This window comes from Sphingobacterium sp. E70 (assembly GCF_019285695.1).
In the GTDB taxonomy this organism is placed as follows: Bacteria; Bacteroidota; Bacteroidia; order Sphingobacteriales; family Sphingobacteriaceae; genus Sphingobacterium; species Sphingobacterium detergens.
The window spans coordinates 3304303-3326223 of record NZ_CP079104.1; the positions used below are offsets into that span (position 1 = coordinate 3304303).

Annotated in this window: 27 protein-coding genes and 2 pseudogenes; 24 read left to right on the forward strand and 5 right to left on the reverse strand. The window is 40.6% G+C overall.

All coding sequences use genetic code 11. The features are described 5' to 3' along the window. The 8 genes from KUH03_RS23390 to KUH03_RS23425 all read left to right on the forward strand — a co-directional run bounded on the left by KUH03_RS23390 (window position 1) and on the right by KUH03_RS23425 (window position 4579). The gene (locus KUH03_RS23390; RefSeq protein WP_257087069.1) at window positions 1-264 is read left to right on the forward strand and encodes a thioredoxin family protein; all 264 of its coding nucleotides are present in this window, start codon (window positions 1-3) and stop codon (window positions 262-264) included. Window positions 265-329: 65 nt separating this feature from the next. Beyond that, window positions 330-680 (forward strand): AraC family ligand binding domain-containing protein, encoded by a 351-nt coding sequence (locus tag KUH03_RS23395; protein ID WP_257087070.1) that lies wholly within the window; start codon window positions 330-332, stop codon window positions 678-680. 180 nt (window positions 681-860) lie between these two features. After that, entirely contained in the window at window positions 861-1187 is a 327-nt protein-coding gene (locus KUH03_RS23400) for an AraC family transcriptional regulator (protein WP_257087071.1), read from the forward strand. Between the two features lie 158 nt (window positions 1188-1345). After that, window positions 1346-1561: a hypothetical protein gene (locus KUH03_RS23405; RefSeq protein WP_257087072.1), complete on the forward strand. Its 216-nt coding sequence runs from the start codon at window positions 1346-1348 to the stop codon at window positions 1559-1561. Window positions 1562-1602: 41 nt separating this feature from the next. Next, window positions 1603-2247, forward strand: coding sequence for a M64 family metallopeptidase (locus tag KUH03_RS23410; protein WP_373564837.1), 645 nt, complete (start codon window positions 1603-1605; stop codon window positions 2245-2247). Continuing rightward, the gene (locus tag KUH03_RS23415) at window positions 2205-2765 is read left to right on the forward strand and encodes a hypothetical protein (RefSeq protein WP_257087074.1); all 561 of its coding nucleotides are present in this window, start codon (window positions 2205-2207) and stop codon (window positions 2763-2765) included. Before KUH03_RS23410 ends, KUH03_RS23415 begins: the two co-directional genes overlap by 43 nt. Next, the gene (locus KUH03_RS23420; protein WP_257087075.1) at window positions 2744-3079 is read left to right on the forward strand and encodes a hypothetical protein; all 336 of its coding nucleotides are present in this window, start codon (window positions 2744-2746) and stop codon (window positions 3077-3079) included. The genes KUH03_RS23415 and KUH03_RS23420 overlap by 22 nt, the downstream gene beginning before the upstream one ends. 57 nt (window positions 3080-3136) lie before the next feature. Next, window positions 3137-4579 carry a hypothetical protein gene (locus KUH03_RS23425; RefSeq protein WP_257087076.1) on the forward strand — a complete coding sequence of 481 codons (1443 nt, stop codon included), beginning with the start codon at window positions 3137-3139 and terminating at the stop codon, window positions 4577-4579. Between the two features lie 145 nt (window positions 4580-4724). Here KUH03_RS23425 and KUH03_RS23430 read toward each other — a convergent pair. The 5 genes and pseudogenes from KUH03_RS23430 to KUH03_RS23450 all read right to left on the reverse strand — a co-directional run bounded on the left by KUH03_RS23430 (window position 4725) and on the right by KUH03_RS23450 (window position 9224). After that, window positions 4725-6193 (reverse strand): annotated as a pseudogene (locus tag KUH03_RS23430) (glycine--tRNA ligase). A gap of 90 nt (window positions 6194-6283) precedes the next feature. Then, window positions 6284-6751: a thioredoxin-dependent thiol peroxidase gene (bcp, locus tag KUH03_RS23435; protein WP_120260235.1), complete on the reverse strand. Its 468-nt coding sequence runs from the start codon at window positions 6749-6751 to the stop codon at window positions 6284-6286. 129 nt (window positions 6752-6880) lie between these two features. Further along, a complete protein-coding gene (locus KUH03_RS23440) occupies window positions 6881-8077 on the reverse strand; it encodes a M23 family peptidase (protein WP_257087077.1) in 1197 nt (398 codons plus the stop codon). Further along, window positions 8074-8565 (reverse strand): M23 family metallopeptidase, encoded by a 492-nt coding sequence (locus tag KUH03_RS23445; RefSeq protein WP_257087078.1) that lies wholly within the window; start codon window positions 8563-8565, stop codon window positions 8074-8076. The genes KUH03_RS23440 and KUH03_RS23445 overlap by 4 nt, the downstream gene beginning before the upstream one ends. Window positions 8566-8612: 47 nt before the next feature. Then, complete coding sequence (locus tag KUH03_RS23450) at window positions 8613-9224, reverse strand: fumarylacetoacetate hydrolase family protein (RefSeq protein ID WP_257097262.1); 612 nt, start codon at window positions 9222-9224, stop codon at window positions 8613-8615. A 359-nt stretch (window positions 9225-9583) separates the two neighbouring features. On the opposite strand from KUH03_RS23450, the gene KUH03_RS23455 reads away from it, so the two are divergent. The 16 genes and pseudogenes from KUH03_RS23455 (at window position 9584) to KUH03_RS23525 (ending at window position 21920) form a co-directional block, all read left to right on the forward strand. Next, window positions 9584-10144, forward strand: a complete 561-nt coding sequence (locus KUH03_RS23455) for a hypothetical protein (RefSeq protein WP_257087079.1) — start codon at window positions 9584-9586, stop codon at window positions 10142-10144. 112 nt (window positions 10145-10256) lie between these two features. Then, on the forward strand, window positions 10257-10697 hold the full coding sequence (locus KUH03_RS23460) for an HAD family phosphatase (RefSeq protein WP_257087080.1): 441 nt from the start codon (window positions 10257-10259) through the stop codon (window positions 10695-10697). Continuing rightward, window positions 10633-10917, forward strand: coding sequence for an HAD family hydrolase (locus KUH03_RS23465; protein ID WP_257087081.1), 285 nt, complete (start codon window positions 10633-10635; stop codon window positions 10915-10917). Before KUH03_RS23460 ends, KUH03_RS23465 begins: the two co-directional genes overlap by 65 nt. Before the next feature lie 87 nt (window positions 10918-11004). Continuing rightward, a complete protein-coding gene (locus KUH03_RS23470; RefSeq protein WP_257087082.1) occupies window positions 11005-11199 on the forward strand; it encodes a gluconate 2-dehydrogenase subunit 3 family protein in 195 nt (64 codons plus the stop codon). A gap of 23 nt (window positions 11200-11222) precedes the next feature. Then, a complete protein-coding gene (locus tag KUH03_RS23475; protein WP_373564838.1) occupies window positions 11223-11408 on the forward strand; it encodes a hypothetical protein in 186 nt (61 codons plus the stop codon). Next, window positions 11405-11491: a hypothetical protein gene (locus KUH03_RS49030; RefSeq protein WP_373564839.1), complete on the forward strand. Its 87-nt coding sequence runs from the start codon at window positions 11405-11407 to the stop codon at window positions 11489-11491. Before KUH03_RS23475 ends, KUH03_RS49030 begins: the two co-directional genes overlap by 4 nt. A 6-nt stretch (window positions 11492-11497) precedes the next feature. Then, window positions 11498-13236, forward strand: a pseudogene (locus KUH03_RS23480) (GMC oxidoreductase). A 363-nt stretch (window positions 13237-13599) separates the two neighbouring features. Next, a complete protein-coding gene (locus KUH03_RS23485; RefSeq protein ID WP_257087084.1) occupies window positions 13600-16002 on the forward strand; it encodes a SusC/RagA family TonB-linked outer membrane protein in 2403 nt (800 codons plus the stop codon). Further along, a complete protein-coding gene (locus KUH03_RS23490) occupies window positions 15999-16760 on the forward strand; it encodes a hypothetical protein (protein WP_257087085.1) in 762 nt (253 codons plus the stop codon). The genes KUH03_RS23485 and KUH03_RS23490 overlap by 4 nt, the downstream gene beginning before the upstream one ends. Window positions 16761-16791: 31 nt before the next feature. Continuing rightward, entirely contained in the window at window positions 16792-18195 is a 1404-nt protein-coding gene (locus KUH03_RS23495; protein ID WP_257087086.1) for a RagB/SusD family nutrient uptake outer membrane protein, read from the forward strand. Window positions 18196-18236: 41 nt separating this feature from the next. Then, window positions 18237-18353 carry a RagB/SusD family nutrient uptake outer membrane protein gene (locus KUH03_RS49035; protein WP_373564476.1) on the forward strand — a complete coding sequence of 39 codons (117 nt, stop codon included), beginning with the start codon at window positions 18237-18239 and terminating at the stop codon, window positions 18351-18353. Between the two features lie 503 nt (window positions 18354-18856). Next, entirely contained in the window at window positions 18857-19207 is a 351-nt protein-coding gene (locus tag KUH03_RS23500; protein ID WP_257087087.1) for a carboxypeptidase-like regulatory domain-containing protein, read from the forward strand. Beyond that, window positions 19192-19713, forward strand: a complete 522-nt coding sequence (locus KUH03_RS23505; protein WP_257087088.1) for a TonB-dependent receptor plug domain-containing protein — start codon at window positions 19192-19194, stop codon at window positions 19711-19713. The genes KUH03_RS23500 and KUH03_RS23505 overlap by 16 nt, the downstream gene beginning before the upstream one ends. Beyond that, entirely contained in the window at window positions 19713-20393 is a 681-nt protein-coding gene (locus tag KUH03_RS23510) for a hypothetical protein (protein WP_257087089.1), read from the forward strand. The genes KUH03_RS23505 and KUH03_RS23510 overlap by 1 nt, the downstream gene beginning before the upstream one ends. Before the next feature lie 65 nt (window positions 20394-20458). Next, entirely contained in the window at window positions 20459-20599 is a 141-nt protein-coding gene (locus tag KUH03_RS23515; protein ID WP_257087090.1) for a hypothetical protein, read from the forward strand. Window positions 20600-20732: 133 nt separating this feature from the next. Beyond that, a complete protein-coding gene (locus tag KUH03_RS23525; protein ID WP_257087091.1) occupies window positions 20733-21920 on the forward strand; it encodes a TonB-dependent receptor in 1188 nt (395 codons plus the stop codon). Window position 21921: the final 1 nt, after the last annotated feature.

The window sequence follows — 21921 nt, forward strand, 5'->3', positions numbered from 1 at the left end:
ATGGGAGTGCGGGTTATTTACTTTTCGTTAGATGCTGACCAAGATGCCTGGATTAAAACCAGCAACTCCCTCGTTCTGGGGTCTCATAGTTATTATTTGAATACAAATGATCGGGCAACAATGGAAAATGACTTTGGTATAGACCGTTCGCCAAGTTATTTATGGATCAATCCACAGACCTTCAAAATCTTGTCACTCACTGGTGAAGATCCGACTTTACCGAAGTTCATTGGTAAGGTTAAGGAGTTTTTGGTTAAAAATTAACGATTATTGTCTTAAAAAATGGTATATTTGAATTAACGGTTTAATATTTGTTATTTCAATAGACGATGAAAGTTGTTCAATTTACGGTTCCGGTGGTTTATCAAGGATCTATTTGCGTGCAAGAGGATATCTTGCCCTCCTTCTATAGCAATTACCATCGGCATAAAGAGATCCAATTGACCTATATCTTAAAAGGGCGTGGGACCTTTATGATCGGCAACTTTACCCATAGTTTTGAAGAGGATGAAATCTATATCGTTGATGCAGATGAACCACATATGTTTAAAACAGGAGAGGATATTAAGGACGGCATTCATGCGATTCATATTTTCTTCGACTACGAGCATTTTAAATCTTTTCTGGATTTCCCTGAATTTGACGATGTCAAATATTTTGGAACACATCAATGTCAGTAAGAAACTGGATGCCGAACATGCTATTGCCCTCAAGGATAAATTTGTACAGATCAATACAAGCGCCGGAATAGATCGCTTATTATCCTTTGTAAAACTGATCAATTTTTTGAGTAAAAGGTCGATCAATGGACCTCCCTATATACGGGAATTCCCCAGAAGAAATTTTCGGACGCGGAAGGCTTGCGTATCAACGAAATATTTCAATATACCTTTCAGCATTTTGGTGATAAAATCTCGCTTGAAGATATCGCAGCAGTAGCTCACATGACTCCGCACGCATTTTGTAAGTATTTTAAAAAGCACACCCGCAAGACTTATGTGACCTTCCTGAATGAAATCCGAATTGAACGGGCCTGCAAGATGTTGATTGACGAGTCCTCCGAAAGCGTTTCCAATATTGCATTTAAAACAGGGTTTAACAATGTGGTCAATTTTAATAGGGTATTTAAGAAGATCACAAAGCATTCCCCAAGTGAATATGTACAGGAGCATCGGATGCGGGATTAAGCCATCGTTGGTACACTGAAAATATTGTTCGAAAAGAGGTGCTTAGTATGACCTTACAGATCCCGTCAGTGGACAATATCGGAGAAGCACTCGGCAATAAAATGTAACGATTAGGGATACGAAAACCTTAAATTTGGAGTCTAACGATTGTTACTCCGATGAATAAAAATTTAATTTTTGTCCTGTTTGCGTTATTGAGCTATCTGATGCCTGCAACAGCGCAATCTCAAAATTTCAAGATTGACACCTTGCAATACCAAGGGACAGCCAAAAATATAGTGAACCTGGTCATTTTGGGCGATGGTTATACAAAAGATCAACTAGACGATTACGCAGAAGATTCCAAGCAGTTCACAAATTATTTTTTTCAATAGAACCTTTTAAACAATACAGCAGTTTCTTTAATGTATTTGCGATTCGGACGATATCTGAAGAATCCGGTGCTACGCATGATTGTAAAGCAAGCGATTGTGTACACGGTGACACCGATCTCAGCAAATATCCAAGACGCTACAATAAATTCACCAGAGATCATGCTGTGCCAGTCACGCATCCCAATACTATTTTTGGAAGCAGCTTTGACAATGGTGGACTACACCGCCTTGTAGTGCCTCAAAAAAACGAGCGTATTGAAGAAGTGCTAAAAACACATATCCCCAACTATACACAAGTGGTGATATTGGTCAATTCACCATTTTATGGTGGATCGGGTGGAAAGTGGGCCACCTCGACGGTCAACTTTAAAAGCAATGACATCGCTGTCCATGAGATCGGGCATTCCTTTGCTCAGCTGGCTGATGAATATTGGGCAGGAAATCAATATGCTATTGAATCTGTCAACCGCTCTCAAACGGCCGCTGCAAATGCTGTTCCCTGGAAACATTGGCTTGGAAAAGATGGTGTAGGGATCTATTCCTATGGCGGGAAGGATCTCCGTCCAACTGGTTCAGGCCACATGAGTATTGTAAAATGCAATATCTTGTTGCCCCTTTTTGCCCCGTCTGCCAAGAGCAATTTGTGGCGTCAATCAAGCAAAAATCTAGCCCTTTTATTGCGGTAAAACCGGTGTTGAATAATGTATTGACCTTAGATAGCGTTCAGAAATTTACATTACAGTTAGCAAAACCGTCGCCGAATACATTTAAGCTGGTATGGTCCTTAAATAATGAAGCTATCGCCCATGATATCGATTCGATCTATTTGGATCCGGGAATGCTGAACATTGGAGCGAACGAATTGAAAGTGATTATTCAAGATACAACAGATCTGCTCCGTGATCCGAAGTATGTAAACCATAGGGATTCCATTGTATGGAAATTTAATCAGCTTAAATCCTATGAGCTTGCGAAACCTATCAATACCTGGGGAGATACACTCGAAACCTGTTTTGGTGGAGATCAGGTGATTACGGTTAAAAAGCCTATCGCTGGACTTGTCTACCATTGGTTTGAGACCCTGACTGCTGTACCTATCGGAACAGGAAACAATGTGGTGATCCAAAAGGTCTCCGCCTCCAAAAATATCATGTCATTGCACATTGGAAAGACAAGCATTCAGTGCAATCGGAAGTCTTATTGAAAACACTGCCCAAAGTGGAGAAACCCAGAGATATCCGTGTCAAGATTAACAAAAAGAAAAATAAGGTACAGTTGATCATACAAGATAAAGTGGATGCACGTTACAATTACATCTGGTCAGATGCCGCCGGTAAACCAATCTATGAATGGGACGAATTCAATGGAGAATATGTACGTCCGACGGGTGCAAATAATATGCTCGTCTTGGAACGGACTGCTACTGGCCGAAAAGTTTACGTCCAAAAGGTAGACAAAGAAACAACCTGTAAAAGTGATCGCACGGAAGTAATTTTTAGTTACACTGTTGGTACCTAGTGATTTATAAGTTAATTTTAATCTGCCGGTTAGTTAACTTATAAATCATTCATAATTATGAAAACGAAAACCCAGTCTACTTGGGGAATTTTTTCGTGCCTATTCATCGTGATTTTAGCCGTAGCACCATCCTGTAAGAAAAATACAAAACTTCCTGATGAAAGCAATGAGAAAACACATGCAGTAACCTTCAAAATCAAGGATTTTGAAACGATTGTCACACCCTTGAAAGCACAATCGCCTAGGTTTAAAAGTGCTTCGACCACCGGAAGCACCACCGAAAATCAACTCCTCTACCATTGGAATTTTGATAACGGTAACGCGGACCCGACCCTGGCGCTTGAGGATGCCGCTGTCATTGATTACAACAATGGTAAAACCGACTATAGCTATGTCGCCGGTTGGCCAACGTCCGGAAAAGGCATTAGTTTCAAAGGGGCCAAAGAGGTTTTGATCAAGATACCTGGTTCGGGTATCGCTACGTTAGCAAGTCTGTCTTTTGACGCCAATAGCTCCGGCACTGGGCCTCGTGCTTTACTGTTGAGTTATTCAACAGATCAAGGGGCAACATTCAAAAACCTCACGGATACCCTACATTATCCGCCAAATCTCACTACCTCCGCCAAATTTGTCGTGGAACAGTCGCTTCGGTCGATTAATCTGGTAGCCGCTCGGGAGTGTTGGTTAAAAATCGCCTTATTTTCGGGCAATAGGGAAGGCGGAAGTAACTATAACGAGAGTACAGGAACATTTAAAATGGACAATGTCAAGATTATGGGGACGACAGATCAATCGGTTCTGCCCGATAAATTGTATTACCATATCTTCGATGCCAATAGCAAGCTGCTGGTGAAGGCGGGTACACTCAATGCAAAAGAAAAGTTTAATATCGCTTTACCGATGGGAACGTACTACCTGAGCCTACTATCCAAAAATTCAGGTCTGCCCTTAATGATTCCGGCATCAGTGACGGATCTTAGGAGTCTATCAGTATCTAATGCTTTCAGTGAGCAGTCTGCTGCGATATTTGCGGTACGCGATACTTTTGATGTGAAAGAATCCATGGAAAGAGTATTGACGATGAGTCGTATTTATAGCGAGGTTAAATTTGAATGCACGGATGTCGAGGGGCTGGATCTTGTCGACAGCATTCAGATCAAACAGCTGCATAAACCCTTCCGATATTATCCTTTTGCAACTGGGGCAGATGAACAAGTGGATAAGACTCTCTTACGTATTATTCCCAATTTCAGCAGCAGCTCGAAAAGTTTTGTGTTTAATCAGTTTATGGGTGATCTCCCAGAAAATAAGATAGTCAAATACGAGTTGCACATTTTCAGAAAGGGGGAACTTATGCGCACATTTGACCTGGGCAGTGAAATTCGAAATAATGTACAGCTTCTATTTAAGGGAAAACTGCTCGATGGAGCAAATGGAAGTCAAGGCTTTCAGGTAATGAAAAATGAAAAATGGCGCGATAATGTAGTCATAGAATACTGATTAAAAAAGTCAATCCAACGCGCCAATTTGAATTAAATAAAATAGGGTTATCCCGTTCGGACAACCCTATTTTATTTAATTTTATTAGTATCCCCTTAGCGTCTTTTTGATAGGCTATTCTTCGTAAGGGGCTTTTGCTTATTTGTTATAACAATTTTTTTAGCAAAGTATTCCAACCTGCTAAATCATTTAAGATTCGTTCAAGATCAGCGATCGCTACGCGCTCTTGTTCCATGGTATCACGGTGACGGATTGTTACGGTATTATCTTCCAAAGAATCGTAGTCAACAGTAATACAGATTGGCGTACCGATTGCATCCTGGCGACGGTAACGTTTTCCGATCGCATCTTTTTCATCATATTGGACATTGTAATCCAATTTTAATGTATTCAGGATCTCACGTGCTTTTTCTGGTAAACCGTCTTTCTTCGTCAAAGGCAAAATAGCAGCTTTCACTGGTGCCAATGCTGCAGGGAATTTCAATACAACACGAGAATCTTGTTTGTCCGCTGTAGAAAGATCTTCTGTTACCAAAGAATTACATAGAACAGTTAAGAACAAACGATCCAATCCGATGGAAGTCTCGATGACATAAGGAATGTAATTTTGATTGATCTCCGGATCAAAATATTGCATTTTCTTTTCGAAAATTCCTGATGCTGTTTCAAGTCAAAATCCGTACGGGAGTGGATACCTTCCACTTCTTTAAATCCGAATGGGAAGTTAAACTCGATATCCACAGCTGCATTGGCATAATGCGCCAATTTATCGTGGTCGTGGTAACGGTAGTTAGCCGGATCAAATCCTAGCGCTAAATGCCATTTTAAACGTGTTTCTTTCCATTTGTTGTACCACTCCAGTTCAGTGCCCGGACGGCAGAAGAATTGCATTTCCATTTGTTCAAACTCACGCATACGCATGATAAACTGGCGTGCAATGACTTCGTTACGGAAAGCTTTTCCGATCTGAGCAATACCAAAAGGAATTTTCATACGACCTGTCTTCTGAACGTTCAGAAAGTTAACAAAAATACCTTGGGCAGTTTCCGGACGAAGATAAACCTGATCTGCCCCATCTGCCATGGCGCCCATCTGTGTGGCAAACATCAAATTGAATTGACGTACTTCAGTCCAATTTTTGGTGCCTGAAACCGGACAAACGATATTATGCTCTTCAATGATTGATTTTAAACCAGCCAGATCGTCCGCGTTCAATGCCGTGTTTAACGCTTCTAAAAGCGCTGCTGCTTCTGTCGCCTTTCCGTCTGCTTCATAACGTGCAATTTTGTCTTCGATCAATTGGTCGGCACGGTAACGCTTTTTGGAATCTTTATTATCAATCATTGGATCATTGAACCCATCCACGTGACCAGATGCTTTCCATGTGGTTGGATGCATGAAAATTGCCGCGTCGATACCGACAATATTTTCGTGCAATTGCACCATGGATTTCCACCAATAAGTCTTTAGGTTGTTTTTAAGTTCAGAACCTAATTGACCGTAATCGTAAACGGCACTTAATCCGTCATATATTTCGCTCGATTGGAATACAAAACCGTATTCCTTCGCGTGTGATACTACACTTTTGAAAAAATCGTCTGTCTGTTTGCTCATAAGTGGCAAATATAGATATTAGTATTTAGATTTTAGTATTGCGTATTGAGTATTTAGATTTTCTCCCTATTCTTTATTCAAGCCTGAGACTTATTTAGTTATCCCTAAATCACGTATCTGTTGGGATGCATTCTTGTTGTCCACTTTTTTGATGATGTGCTGAATGATGCCCTGCTCATCGATCACAAAGGTAGTGCGTGCTGTACCCATATATTTTTTCCCGTACATGTTCTTCTCAACCCATACACCATAGGCCTCTACAAGGCTTTTGTCTTCATCCACAAGAAGTTGAAATGGTAGCTCGTGTTTGTTGATAAACTTTTGATGCGAAGCCTCGTTGTCAACGCTAACACCAATAATTTCAAAGCCATCTTTTTTCAGTGATTGATAGTTGTCTCTAAAATTGCAGGCTTCGGTCGTGCAGCCCGGAGTATTGTCTTTCGGATAGAAGTAGAGAATCACTTTTTTTCCTTTGAAATCTGAAAGATGGACCGTTTCACCATTTTGATTTTTTGCACTGAAATCCGGTGCCTGTTGTCCTATTTCTAGTGTTGCCATATGTAGTTTTATTTAGCCTATTAAGATACAATATTATTTGATGAAAATCCAGCATGTGCATTAGACTTGTTTCTAAAAATGATCCAAGAATAAAAGCACATGAAGGATGTACCACGTACAGCAGATAAACTATCTGCTGAAAGAGGTTTCGTATGTTTTTAAATTTCCTTTATTGTCTTTAACCTCTAATTTGAAACTGTGGGTGCCGCTGCTCAGATTGGATTCAAAGTCATGCCACAGATGTCTTGTTTTGGGATCATATTTCATCAAGGCCCATTTGCCATCTATATAGGCATCGAAGGTATCTATTCCTGAAAGATTATCACTGATGGTAAAATCTATGGAGCGTTGATTGGAAACATTCTTGCCATCGCTCAGGTTACGTGCACTGATGGTTGGGGCAATGGTATCAACAGCCACATAAAAGCCGCCAAATTCGCGCACATTGGCAACAACCCAGCCATTTTCGTATTTCCCACCCTGCGCTCCACCATCCGTGGAGACGATCAGCGCCTTGCTATATAAGCTCTCTGGTAAGCTATAATCTGGTTTGATCATCAGTTTGTAATAGCCGAATACAGGTGTATAAGAGTTGTGGATGTAATGCGCCGCTGAGTAGCCTTTGGCTGGTTTAGCACCTTGGGAATAATTGAAATAAAGGTCGTTATAGAGGATGTTTTTACCCATATAAACGCGGGCGTTTTCAGCCTCATATTTGTTTTCATCAGCATAATGAAACATTTTGAGCCCTTCGGCTGACTTACGGCTGATCGCTAAAGAAGGGTTGTTCTGTACCTTAAAATTAAGTTCGCTTTTGTTGCCCTGCACATCTTTGACGACGTATTTTACATCATGCACCTCATTGTCCTTTAATTCGATCATACCCAGGTTGTCCAGATGTTTATAGATATTGATCGGATTATTAGGGTCTTTAAAACTCTTCTGTACACGGACGCCAGATTTCTTTAGATAAGGGTAGTCTATATACGATTGAATCGCACGGGTCTGGTCAAAGGGGATGGATTCGAAGAGTACGGTGCTGATATTTTTATTGTCAAGGAATAATTCAATCGAATAAACACCATAGGTAAAGGAAATGCCACCACGTCTGTCTACAGTATTGATACCAAGACCAAAGGTGCCATTGACCGGAATAGGGGCACCTGATGTCAAACTATAATTTCCATCACCGATGGATCTGATCGTCTGGTGCCTGCGCGGGGTGTTCTCATCAAAGATTTCACGGCCAAGGTCATAAACTGTTATACCTCTGATCAATGGTTTTACTCCATCCGGAAATAACAGCCCAAACAATTGGGGATTCAATGGCAGTTGTGCTTTGGTATCGCGGATCTCAAAATGCAGGTGTGGTCCCGCTGAACCACCAGTATTTCCCGAGTTGGCAATAAACTCACCTTTTTGACGGGTACTTGATTTGGCTTGAGAAAGACATCAACATCAAAGCGTTTTTGTTTGTACTGCTCGTCTTTTATAATTTTTGCCAGATCAGCATTGAAGCTCTCCAAGTGCATATACACGGAGGTAAATCCATTTGGATGGTCAATATACACGTAATTGCCGCCGCCACCGATCTGTACACGTACACGGGACACAAAACCTTCCGCCGCCGCGTGTACAGGAATATTGATGCGCTGTTGGGTGCGATAATCGTCGCCACCATGGAAATGTGTTGCCCGCAACTCACCAAATGAGCCCGATGCTTGGGGAGCGATATCCATTGGCCGTACAAAATAATTCTGCGGATAATTGCGACTTTTGATAATATCCTGTGCTTGGGCGAGGCTAAAGGCCAAGGTCAGTACACCAAGTAAAATTGCTGTTTTTTTATCATCTCTCCTCCCTATTTGATTTTACAGCTAAACATCTTTTGTTCCCCAATAAATCCTTCCAAGAGATCACCGATTGCGACCGACCCAACACCAACCGGGGTACCGGTATAGATCAGGTCCCCTTTGCGTAAGGTAATAAATTTGGACGTATAGACAATTAGGTCTTCAAAGGAGAAAATCATATCCTTAGTATTGCCCTGTTGGACAGTTTGTCCATTTTGTTGCAGAGAGAAATCAATGGCATCGACAGCACCGATTTCTTCTTTCGGGATTAAATTGCTGATCACAGCGGAATGGTCAAAGGCTTTTGCCAGTTCCCAGGGAAGACTTTTCGCTTTAAGTTCCTGCTGTAGATCTCTTGCCGTGAAGTCGATTCCCAGACCGATCGCGTCATAATAGGTTGAGGCGAACTTGGGCGTTACATGTTTACCTTCCTTGCAGATCCGGAGAACAACTTCAGTCTCAAACTGAATGTTTTTGGAAAATTCTGGGTAATAGAAATCTTTATTGTCCTTTAAAACCGCAGTATCAGGTTTTAAAAATATGATGGGATTTTCGGGTACTGGATTATTGAGCTCTTTCGCGTGGTCGATGTAATTGCGACCTATAGCAATTATTTTCATGGATATAAATATATAATGACTGTGTCGAATCTCAAGGGCTGAACGGCGAAGTAGCATGTTTCGGATACCATTCTGTTTACCCTTTGAATCAACAAACTTAGCAAATGTACCATGTTTATCCAAAAAGTAAGGCAATGCCCTCCTGTTTTCTTAACTCCTGGTTAATATCATCATTGAAAATAATATGGGAATAACAGGGGGTTAATAGGGGATAATAAGGGTATAACAGGGGTAAATCACTGTTAACCCTAAGTAAATACCCTGTAAAAATGTAGTTACAACAGTTTTAGATAAAACCTTGTTGCGATGGAGGTGTTTCTGTGTTAGAACGAATTGTTGAATACAATAAATGTAATTATATGGCAATCTTACATCATGGGCCAAATGGTCCAATCACAGGTAAATTTGGATCAGTCAATGCATATATGCTAAATGGCCAGAATGTTGCGCGGGGACCGCGTAAGAGACGTACTTCTCCACCGACAGAAAAAGAATTGTTGAACCGCAGGAAACAGAAAGTCGCTGGCGAATTTGCTAAATATAATCGTCCTATATTGGATTTTGGCTATCAATACCAAGTCAAAAAGGGTGATCGGATTGGAGCTTTCCAGCTTGCACAACGGCATGTTTTTACCGAAACACTGGAACTCGACGCGGAGAATAAGCCGTTTGTCAACCCAGAGAAACTCCTTGTGTTTGCAGGTAACTTGCCACCGTTAGCCGATTGTCAGATTGAGAAAGAGGACGATATGCTTCATCTGAAATGGACAGTTGACCCGATCTATGACGATCATCTATTTAAGGTCAATCTGGCGCTGATCAATCTCGATGCACCCGGTGATATGAAAACTGCGATAGCCGAGGTAAATAAGGGGTCTAGTTCACTCAGGATCCCTGGCTTGAGCCTGAAAAAAATTTGATTATCACGTGTATGTTTGTGTATGGGATACCTTATTAGGCGAGTTTTCAAATTCTACCTATTGTGGCCTTGTGTAATAGGATTTTTCAGGGGACTTGTGTATCTTTAACACTATGAATAAACTACAAGCCGTATTGTTTGATTTGGATGGTACCTTAATTGATTCAGAATATTTCTATTTTAAAAATTGGGCACCTATCTTAAAACAAGAATTTGATCTAGAAATAAATTATGAAGATTGGATTCGGGATTTTGCCGGGCATACTTTAGCACATAATGTAAAACGTTTAGTTGAAGACTATGGGTACGATACGACCGAAGAGCACATGTGGAAAAGGACGCGTGCAGCCTATGCTGATTCTAATATGAGCGGTATCGAATTGATGCCTTTTGCCAAAGATATCTTGGTCTACCTCAAGGAAAATAACATCCGGATTGGACTGGTGACCTCGAGTTACCGCAGTACAGTGGATACAGTTTTGGGAAAACATGGATTGTTGGATTACTTTGAATTTTTTTGTGACAAGGGAATGTGTGGAGTTCCCGAAGCCTAATCCGGAGCCTTATCGTTTGGCACTGTCGAAATTGGATTTACCGGGAGCGTCCTGTGTCGCAATTGAAGATACGATAACAGGAAGTAAATCTGCTTTGGGGGCTGGTTTACAGTTGATTGCTGTCACAAAACAACAGGTGGAGCGTGCTAGACTAACAGCTGTGGATAACATTGTGGAAAACTTGCAGCAGGCAAAGCAGCTATTATCCGACTGGATTTAAGGGTAATCGTATAATTTAATCGTTTTAGCATTTGTAATTTTATTCGGATATATGTAATATTACCGAATTGTAAAGGGAACTCTGATTATGAACCGTAGAACCGCAATAAAGCAATTTTTCATTATCGCAGGCGGACTGACTATTTTGTCATCCTGCCTGAATGATGGTGGTGCGTCTATTGTATTAAATAAGCTGAAATTATCAGCAGAAGATGAGCAGTTTTTAGCTGATCTGGTGGATGTCCTTATCCCAAAAACGGATACTCCGGGAGGAAGGATCTAAACCTGCACCTGTTTGTGATCAAGATGGTGGATGATTGTGAGTCGCCGGAAAACCAGGAGAAATTTGTCTCTGGTTTTAACAAACTCAGAAAACAGCTGAATTTGGCCAATGGCAAAGAGACAGAGAATAAATTAGCCAACCTGAGCGATAAAACGGATGAAAAGACTTTTTTGACATCTTTAAATCACGTGCGATCCAGGGCTATATGAATTCAGAATATGTGATGAAGAATAAGGTGATCTATAAGCTTATTCCGGGACCGTACAATGGTGCGGTGAAAATTAATGGATAAATCAATATGGCAAATCTAAATATTGACAGTGAAAAAATAGGACCTATGATGCTATCGTGATAGGTTCGGGAATTAGTGGCGGCTGGTCTGCAAAGGAATTATGTGAGAAAGGACTAAAGACCCTGGTATTGGAACGTGGACGTGATGTGCAGCATATTAAGGATTATCCAACCACGAATATGATGCCTTGGGAGTTTGAACATCGAAATGAGATGCCTTATAAGGTGAAAGAGGAGAATCCGATTGTCAGCAAATGTTATGCTTTTCATGAAGATGCCGCACATTTCTTTGTGAAAGATAAGGAGCACCCCTATATACAGGAAAAACCTTTTGATTGGATCCGAGGATATCAGGTTGGCGGAAAATCTTTGCTATGGGCGAGACAGACGCAACGTTGGTCAGACTTTGACTTTGAAGGTCCCGCGCGTGATGGTTTTGCCGTAGATTGGCCTATACGCTATGCTGATTTAGCGCCTTGGTATGCTTATGCAGAGAAGTTTGCCGGTATCGCCGGAGATCATGATGGACTGCCAGAACTGCCAGATGGTGAATTTTTGCCCGGTTATCCGTTAAATATTGTAGAGAAGTATTTAAAGAGAAAGTTCAGAAAAAATTCCCGGAACGTAAGGTGATCTCTGCACGTTGTGCACACCTTTCCAAGCCCAACCAGATTCACATCGATCAAGGCCGTGTACAATGCCAAAATCGTGTACTCTGTCAGAGAGGATGTCCTTTTGGAGGGTATTTCAGTTCCAATGCAACGACAATTCCTTGGGCTGCTAAAACCGGAAATATGACTCTTCGTCCACATTCGGTGGTTCATTCTATCCTGTACGATGAACAGAAAGGAAAAGCTGTAGGTGTTCGGGTCATTGATACAGATTCCAAAGAGGAGATTGATTTCTATGCAAAATTGATTTTTGTCAATGCAGCTGCCATCAATACCAATCTGATCTTGTTGAATTCCAAATCTAACCGCTTTCCAAATGGTTTAGGAAATGACAGTGGAGTATTGGGTAAATTTGTCGCTTTCCACAACTATAGTGCACGTATTTATGCCGAATACGAAGGACTGTTGGATTACACCGCAGAAGGGAGAAATCCTGCCGGCGGTGGATATATCCCTCGCTTCCGCAACCTACATAAACAGGAAACAGATTTTTACGCGGCTATGCGGCAGGTTTTGGTGCATCGCGTAGTAAAGAATCAGACCGCTCTGGCTTAGGATTAGGACTTAAAGAGAATTTGTTAAACCCGAAATTGGGGATTTGGCAGGTTGGTTCACATATGATGGGTGAGACCATACCAAAAGAATCAGGCATGGTGTCTTTAGATGCTAGTAAAACAGATGATTGGGGAATTCCATTGTTGAAGATTGCCGTCGATTATGATGACAATGACGAAAAAATGAAAAAGATTATATTTCGGTCATGACCGAAATGTTTACCGATGCCGGTTTCACGAATATTCGACCGGATACACATTGGCAAGCTCCGGGGCTGGACATCCATGAGATGGGCGGCGCACGCATGGGGCACGATCCGAAAACATCTGTATTGAACAAATGGAACCAGATGCATGCGGTAAAAAATGTTTTCGTTACGGATGGTGCCTGTATGACTTCAACATCAACGCAAAATCCTTCATTGACCTACATGGCGTTCTCAGCACGTTCCGTGGATTATGCCATCAGTGAAATGAAGAAGGAAATATATAGCTTCAACTGGGAAAGATTTTGGAAATAAATCTTTCCCAGTTGAAATTAAAACACTAAATTACAGCCTTAATTAAGATATTAACACCAGAAAAACATAACCAAGTAAGAAAAGAAAAACAGAAACTAAACAGTATAAACCAAACGAACAAACCAAATTTTTTTTACAAAAAAGCAAAAGCGATTTAGCATTTTTTCTGTACTTATGGCGATCAATTAAACTGAGATAAAATTGATGCTTTGAGGGAAGGGATATTAAATCGAAAAAATTATAATGGAAGGGATTATGAGCTAAAACCTTTTATTGTAATCGATTATAAGGGAAAACTAAATTAAACTAAACGTTTCTAGTATTATTTGCTAAAACGTTTTTATAAACCAAATCACTATTAATATGAGCACAGTTGACGTAAAATCATTTGTGCAGCTTGGGAAAAAATCAAAGTTATTTTTTTCATTAGCTGTCATTGCTGGTACATTTCAACAAGTCAATGCCGCTGTAGCAACTTCAGCAAATTACGAAGGTAAATCCTTCGTAAAAGAAGTTCGTAATCTGCAGCAACAATTGAAGGGAAAAGTACTGGATGCTACCGGAAAACCTCTTGTAGGAGCCACTGTAGCAGTTAAGGGAACCTCGAATGGTACCCAATCAGACGCACAGGGGAATTTCTCTGTGGAAGCAAAATCTGGTGACGTGCTGGTTGTTACTTCTGTCGGTTATAAATCGAAAGAGGTGACAGTGGCCGGTACTACCATCACCGTACAATTGGAAGAGGATCAGGGCCAATTGGATGAAGTCGTTGTTGTTGGTTACGGTACAATGCGCAAATCGGATGTAACCGGTTCCATTGCGATGGTCAAAGGTGCTGACATGATTAAAGATCAAAGTTTTAGCCCTTTGGATGCTTTGAGAGGTAAAGCATCAGGGGTAAACATTTTCTCTAATTCGAGCCAGCCTGGCGCTTATGCGAATAGGGTGGTGATTCGTGGTGTTGCGACAATCAACTCCTCTTCAAACCCACTATATGTAGTGGATGGTGTTGTGATGGAGGATTTCCATTTGCTGAATCCGAATGATATTGAAAACATCGAAGTCTTAAAAGATGCCTCTTCAGCAGCCATCTACGGTGCTCGTGGAGCGAACGGTGTTATCTTAGTAACAACAAAACGTGGAAGTAAAGACGGAACACGTACAATCAGTTATCAAGGATCGGCTGGTGTAAGTTCTGTACAGCGCTATATGGATGTATTGAATGCACAGGAATGGGTTGATGCCTTCATGATCGGTCTGGAAAATGAAAATAAATATGCTGCACAATTTTTAAAAGATAGAGATAAAAACTGGACCCCTTGGTCATTAAATAAAAAAGACTGGTTCAATGATCCAAACTACTTTGATGGCAATGGAAATCCATTATATGATACAGATTGGCAGCGGGAAGCAACAAGAACGGCCATTTCACATAATCACCAGTTAAATGTACAGCAAGGTGATGAGAAGTCGTCGGTAGGCGCTTTCTTAAACTATACGGATCAACAGGGTGTAGTAAACAATACCTGGAACAAACGTGTGAATGGGAAGCTATCTTATGATGCCAAGCCTACCTCTTGGTTGTCTACAGCTATTAATATGACGGTTAATCATACTTGGGGACGGTATACCCCTGAAGATGGAGGCGGTCAGGAAGCGCGTCGGACGATGATCGAAATGCTGCCTTGGTATCCTGTATATGATCAGAATGGTCAATATACCAATTCCTCCTCTTCTACGGTTTCCGAGAAATTAGGGTTTGAAGGAATGGCGAATCCGGTGTCCATCTTGGATCTACAAAAGAGAATGCGTTACAATACACAAATCTTTGGAAATGCCGCATTGACCTTCCACTTGGCAGATGGCTTGGATCTGAAGACCCAATTGGGGATAGATAGCCACCGAAAAATCTATAAGGGGTACTCTTCGATATCCTTGAACAATATTTCCAGACCAAATGGATGGGCTGAAATCAATAATACCAATACGCTTTACTGGCAAGAAGAAACTTATTTGACCTATAATAAGCAATTCGACAAACATCGGATCAATGCAATGGCCGGTTTGTCATGGCAGGCAAGAACTTACGATAATGACCGTTCAAGGACAACAGGTTTCTTTGATGATTTTTACGAATATAATAACTTAGGCATCGGTATTACACCTGATCCACCAGCATCAGCCTGGAACAGATGGGCGATGAACTCCTATTTCCTGCGTGCGGCCTATTCATACGATGACCGTTATTCAGCGACCGTTACAGGCCGTTACGATGGTTCGTCCAAATTTGGTAAAAACAACAAATATGCCTTTTTCCCATCCGTAGGTTTAGCATGGAATGTCTCCAATGAAGACTTCTTGAAAGGAAGTGAATCTGTCAGCAATATGAAATTGCATACCAGTTTTGGTATGACGGGTAACTCTGAGATCGATCCGTACAAATCACTGGCTATTGTGGATGCTGGAACCATCTTGTTAGATAATAATCGGGCACCATATTCTTTTGTCAATACCATTGCCAATCCCGATCTAAAATGGGAGAAAACAGCGCAGTTTGATGTTGGTGTAGAATTGGGATTATGGCAGAACCGGTTGAATTTTGACGTTTCTTATTATCGTAAAAAAACCACAGATCTATTGTTGGATGCACCGTTACCAACGGCTTCTGGATTTAGTACTGTCATGAAAAATATCGGTTCTGTCCAAAACCAGGGTTTGGATATTATGGTTAACGGAACGATTATAGACAACGAAGACTTCAATTGAAAGCGTCCGTGAATGCCAACTACAATAAAAATAAAGTATTGACATTGGGTGAGAATAATGCGGACATCCTGATGAATAGCTGGGTAGGCGGTGCGAATAGTATTATTCGCGTGGGTGAAAACTTAAATAGCTTTTATGGTTATAGAAGGTTAGGTGTTTATACACAGGCTGACGTGGATGCCGGAGAAGCGAAACTGGAAGATATTGGCCGAGCGAAACGCACCAAAGAGAAGGAAATTATTGGTAAAGGATTACCAGATTGGACGGGAAGCTTCGTGAATAATTTAAGATACAAGAATTTTGACTTTACACTCGATCTTCAATTTGTGAAAGGCGTAGAGATTATGCAGCAATTCTTCCACTCCACTTATGACCGTTTTGGTATTACCAACGGCTTGAAAGAGATCTTGACAGACGCTTATAATGGTTCAAATCCGAATACAAAGGAGCAAGCGATTTATCTAACCAATGGCGGACACCGTGGACAGGACTCTAATGTTGACGATGCTTGGATTGCAGATGGATCTTACCTGCGTGTCAATTTAATTCAGCTTGGGTATACCTTTAAACCTGATGCGCTGAAACGTATTGGTCTACAGCGATTAAGAATCTATGCAAATGCGAACAATCCGTTCTTATTTACTTCGAACGATTTCAAAGGGTATGATCCAGAGAGTACTTCGCAAGGGGAAGGTAAATTTGGACAAAATATGACCTTTTTCGCATATCCAAGAGCGAAAACTTTCTCGTTGGGGTAAATGTTACATTTTAATCTAGAACTTATCAAAAATGAAAAATAAATTATTTCTGTTGTTGCTAGCCGGCATGGCTTTGACAACATCTTGCAATAAATTTTTGGAAGAGGAGCCAAGGTCCAATTTATCCTTGGAACAGTATTATGCAAATGATGGCCAAGCAATGGCAACGGTGAATTCGCTTTACCGCCGTGGGGCTCCATCACGCTACTCTGTTGCCGCAAGTGCTTATGTGGGGCCTACAGCTTCAATTAACACGATGCTCACTGGTTATTTTATCAATACCTATGAAGGTCAGGAGCAAATCTGTTTGTTTGCGAGACAGCTGACAAGACAACAAAATACCAGTGTGGTATCGAGCACGATGAATACGATTTGGGATGAAAGCTATAAAGCGATCAATATCGCCAATGCGGGTGTCAAATATATACCTGGGATCAATATGGATGAATCCCGGAAAAAGACCTTATTGGCCGAAACAAAGTTCTTCAGAGCGTACAATTATTTTTATCTGGTTAAAACATTTGGTGCAATTCCGCTATCAGTGAAACCAAATGAGACGCTGGCAGACGAGCTTTATTTAGATAGAACAGATGTTGCTAAAGTTTATGAGCTGATTGAAACGGATCTGAAAGATGCTGTCGCTGATTTGCCTGCGGCTACCTTTGCTGCAAGGGGACACCGTATTGGGAAGTATGTCGCCGCAATGACCCTGGCGAGTGTTTATTTGCAACAAGGTAAATATGCTGATGCGGCAGCTGCGGCTAAGATCGTCATCAATTCACCACATAAGATGACAGCCAATGTGGATCTGCAATTCAATAGCGCGTACAATAAGTTGCGCACTACCGATGATCTTGAAGAAGTAATTTACGCACAAGAGTATGATGCGACAATCAACAATAGTGGTTGGTGGACAACTTATGCTTTTAGTTCTTCGGCTACTTCGGTTTTTGACAAATATTCAATTTTTGAACGAATTTATGGCCCGACTAATCAGTTCTTGAATGCCTATAATACGAAAGATTTACGTATTCAACCGAATCAGTTTTTCCATTATAAATACACCAATCCGGTAAATGGTAAAACCTGGACTTCGGATGTACCGGGCATTTGGTATTACTTTGACGAGCAAGCGGCAACCGTAACGGGTCGCGGAACCAAAGACTGGAATTTCTACCGTTTCCCTGAAGCCTTGTTGACCGCAGCAGAAGGTATTGCCAAATCAACTGGCGTTAGTGCAGAAGCAGCTGGTTATCTAGCTCAGGTAAAGGCTCGTGCAAATACCGAAGGAAAAACAGTTGCCACATGGACAACAGAATTACAGGCCTTATCCGCAGATGATTTTGTCAAAGAATGTTGGAGAGAACGGTTGCGGGAGTTCCCATTGGAATTCAAGATGTGGGATGATATCCTACGGACGAAGATGTTCCTGTAATTTCTACGACAGAAGCTGGTAAAATAGATTTCGTTCCTTTAGTGGGCGCGAAAAACGCCTCTGGAGCAACTTTTAAAGAATCTGATTTATTGTGGCCTATCTCGCCTGATGAGATCCAACGTAACAATAAATTGACCCAGAATCCAGGGTATCAATAGAAAAAAGTAAGCGTTAGCTTCCTTAGCGAATAGAATTGGGTTCATTGATTAGAGGTTTGCCTCTTCTCGATGAATCCATTTTTATTTAGCTCAAATATGAAGTATTTTCCTTTGGATCAATTCGAAATACGTATAATATTTATTTTAAAATGCCTTTTTGATTTAAGTTTAAAAATACCTACCTTAACATCATAATCAGACACTTAAACTAAAAAAAATAAACCAAAGGAGAAAAATCGACACGACACCTAATGAACTTTTCGTTTTTTTATTTAGGTAGCAAAACCGTTTTTGCAACACTTAAATCGGTGGTGTATCGGTTGTCTATATTCAAGGTAAATTTTTATGATTTTTTGAAAAATAATTGCCACTCGAAATGTAAGCTATGCCGCAAGGTGTATAATTAGCAACATTCGATCCAATAATTATGAATGAAACACTAATTGATAAAACGTTTTATTACTAATGCTAAATCGTTTTATAAACCCAAATCACTAATTTATATGAGCAAAATTGAATTAAAAACAGTTGCGCGACTAGGAAAACAGACAAAATTATTTTTCTCTTTAGTCGTTATCGCAGGAACAATTCATCAGGCTGCTGCTGTTACTTATTCGAACAGTAGAATTTCGATGAAAAGAACTTCCAAGACGCTGAACAAACTTCAGCAAGAAATCAAAGGCCGAATAGTAGACGAATCAACAGGAAAACCTGTTTCAGGTGTCTCCATCCGTGTCAAAGGGACAACGCTGGCGACTCAAACTAACGCGCAGGAGATTTCAACATTGATGCTAAAGTTGGCGCGATACTTACCATTTCTTCGATTGGATATAAGCCGATGGAAGTGCCAATAACCACTGTGTCGGGTATGGTGGTGAAAATTTCAGCTGAATCAGATCAACTCGAAGAGGTTGTTGTGGTCGGTTATGGAACATTAAAATCCAAAGAAGTCACCTCAGCAGTCGCGCATGTTGACTCTACGCAATTTAATCAAGGTGGAGCTAGAAATCCTTTGGATTTAATTGCAGGAAAAGTCGCCGGTCTGCAGGTTACCAGGACGGGTGGGGCTAATCCTAATTCAAGTCCGGCGGTTCAACTGCGGGGAGTTGTATCAGTAACAGGATCGCAATCTCCACTGTATGTTATAGATGGAATTCCCGGCGGTAATATGGATCTGCTCCAACAAGATGATATTGAATCCATCGACGTCCTTAAAGATGGTTCAGGGGCGGCAATTTACGGATCTAGTGCCAATGCGGGTGTGATTTTAATTACTACAAAAAAGGAAAACGTGGTGTCTCGCAATTCTCTTACAATAGTTATGTTCGGAAGGAATTTTTGGCAAGAAAACCCGATGTAATGACGCCGCAGGAATTTAGAGATAAAATTAACGGTGGTGAAATTAACCAAACTGATTTTGGATCGAGTACTGATTTTTTTGGAGATTTAATTAACGATGATAATATTTCGAACTACCAAAATTTTTCGATGATGGGAGGTGGTGAAAATAGTAGTTATCGAGCGAGTGCATTTTATCGTAATCTTCAGGGAATCGCTTTGGAGAATGGGCGAAAAGAATATGGTGGACGGATAAACGTTAATCAAAGGGGACTCAATAACCGGCTAAACATACAATTGAATTTGGCGACCAATATCAATAACGCAAATTTACTCGGTGGAGGTGGTTGGGAAAGCGAAGCCTACAAAAACCCGACCTTATCAAATTTCAATCCGGATGGAACATATCGTTTCGATTTAACAAGTACGAACGAATATGCTCGATTACAACAGGAAACCTCTAAAAGGAAACAGCAAACTTCTTCAGGCGATATAAAAGCTGATATTGATATTATTTCGGGTTTACGGGGAAGCATTTTCGGCTCTTTTCAGCGAAATTCATATAATGATAGCCAATATGCAAGCCAATTGAGTGAGAATTCGGTGGAAAATACAGATTTTCCTGAAGGAGGCTGGGCGGCTAAGAGTGATTTTTATCTCAATCCTATGCTTTCGAACCGACCTTACAATATAATAAACTGATCAATACCAATCATAATATCACAGCAATCGCTGGTTACAGTTACCGTTATTATATCGAAGAGGGAATGGGAGGTGAAAATAGAGGATTCATCAACGATATCTTCCATGAGGATAATCTGGGTGAAGGAACCGCCTTGATAACAGGTAAATCAGGATTGTCAAGTTTTAAGAATGATAATAAAACCATTGCCTTTTTGGTCGGTTAAATTATAGTTTTGCAGATAAATACCTGTTACAGTTTATTTTACGAAGAGAAGGGTCTTCCAGGTTTGGAGATAATAATAAATGGGGTAGTTTCCCAGCGGTATCCGCAGGTTGGAATATTTCAACGAGGATTTTATGAAAGATCTAACTTTTATTAATTTCTTAAAGCTCAGGGTAGGTTATGGTGTGACAGGAAATTCAGGTTTTGCAAACAATGCTTCGCGGGTGACGCTTGGCGGCGGAGGAAGGTATTTATATCCTGATGGCCAGTACCGGGAAACCTATGGACCAACGCGAAATCCAAATCCAAACTTGAGATGGGAAACAAAGCGTGAAACAAATATTGGATTGGATTTTACTTTATTCAACAATAAATTGACGGGTGCGTTGGATTTGTACAACCGGACTACAAAAGATTTGTTGGATACCTATACCACGCCGCAACCACCTTATATCCAAAGCACAATCTATGCGAATGTTGGCCAGATAACATCCAAAGGGATCGAGCTGGCATTTAATTACAAGGCAATAACTGGACCTGATTTTAGATGGAACTTTGATATTGCGGCTAGTACCAATAAAAATACACTGGATTCCTACTCCAATGATATTTATAAGGTAAAATATAAGACATTTGGTGGCATTGGTGGTGCCGGTGACCTCGGTGATGCTTATACGACCTATGAAGGACATAAAATAGGTGAGTTTTTTGGAAAGAAATTCGCCGGATTTAATGATGATGGTAAATGGCTGTTTTATGATCGGGATGGTAACAAGGTCTTAAATGCCGATATCAATGTGTCGCGAAATGATTTGTCGCAGTCAGATTATCAAGTATTGGGTAATGCCGTTCCAAAGTATTATTTAAGTTTCACCAATAATTTCCAGTACAAAGCCTTTGATCTACGTGTTTTTATGAGGGGTAAATTTGATTATAAGATTTTAAATACTGCGGCATTGACTTATGGAAATAAAACCTGGAGCGGTAACCTTTTAAAAGACACCTTTACAAAATATGCAGGTATTAATGATACATATATGTATTCAGATTATTATTTGGAAAATGGTAGTCATTGGAAAATTGATGAAATTACTTTGGGGTATAATTTCCGATTTGCAAACAAGGCAATCAGAAATCTACGTGTTTATTTTACGGGCCAAAATCTGATTACCATTACGAAGTATTCAGGCAGTGACCCTGATTTTATATCTGATACAGGTATGGGGAATACCGATGCAAATGGCCGAGCCTTGGGAATTGACAATAGGGGAGCTTATCCGAGTACAAGATCATTCTTATTGGGCTTAAACTTAAATTTTTAAA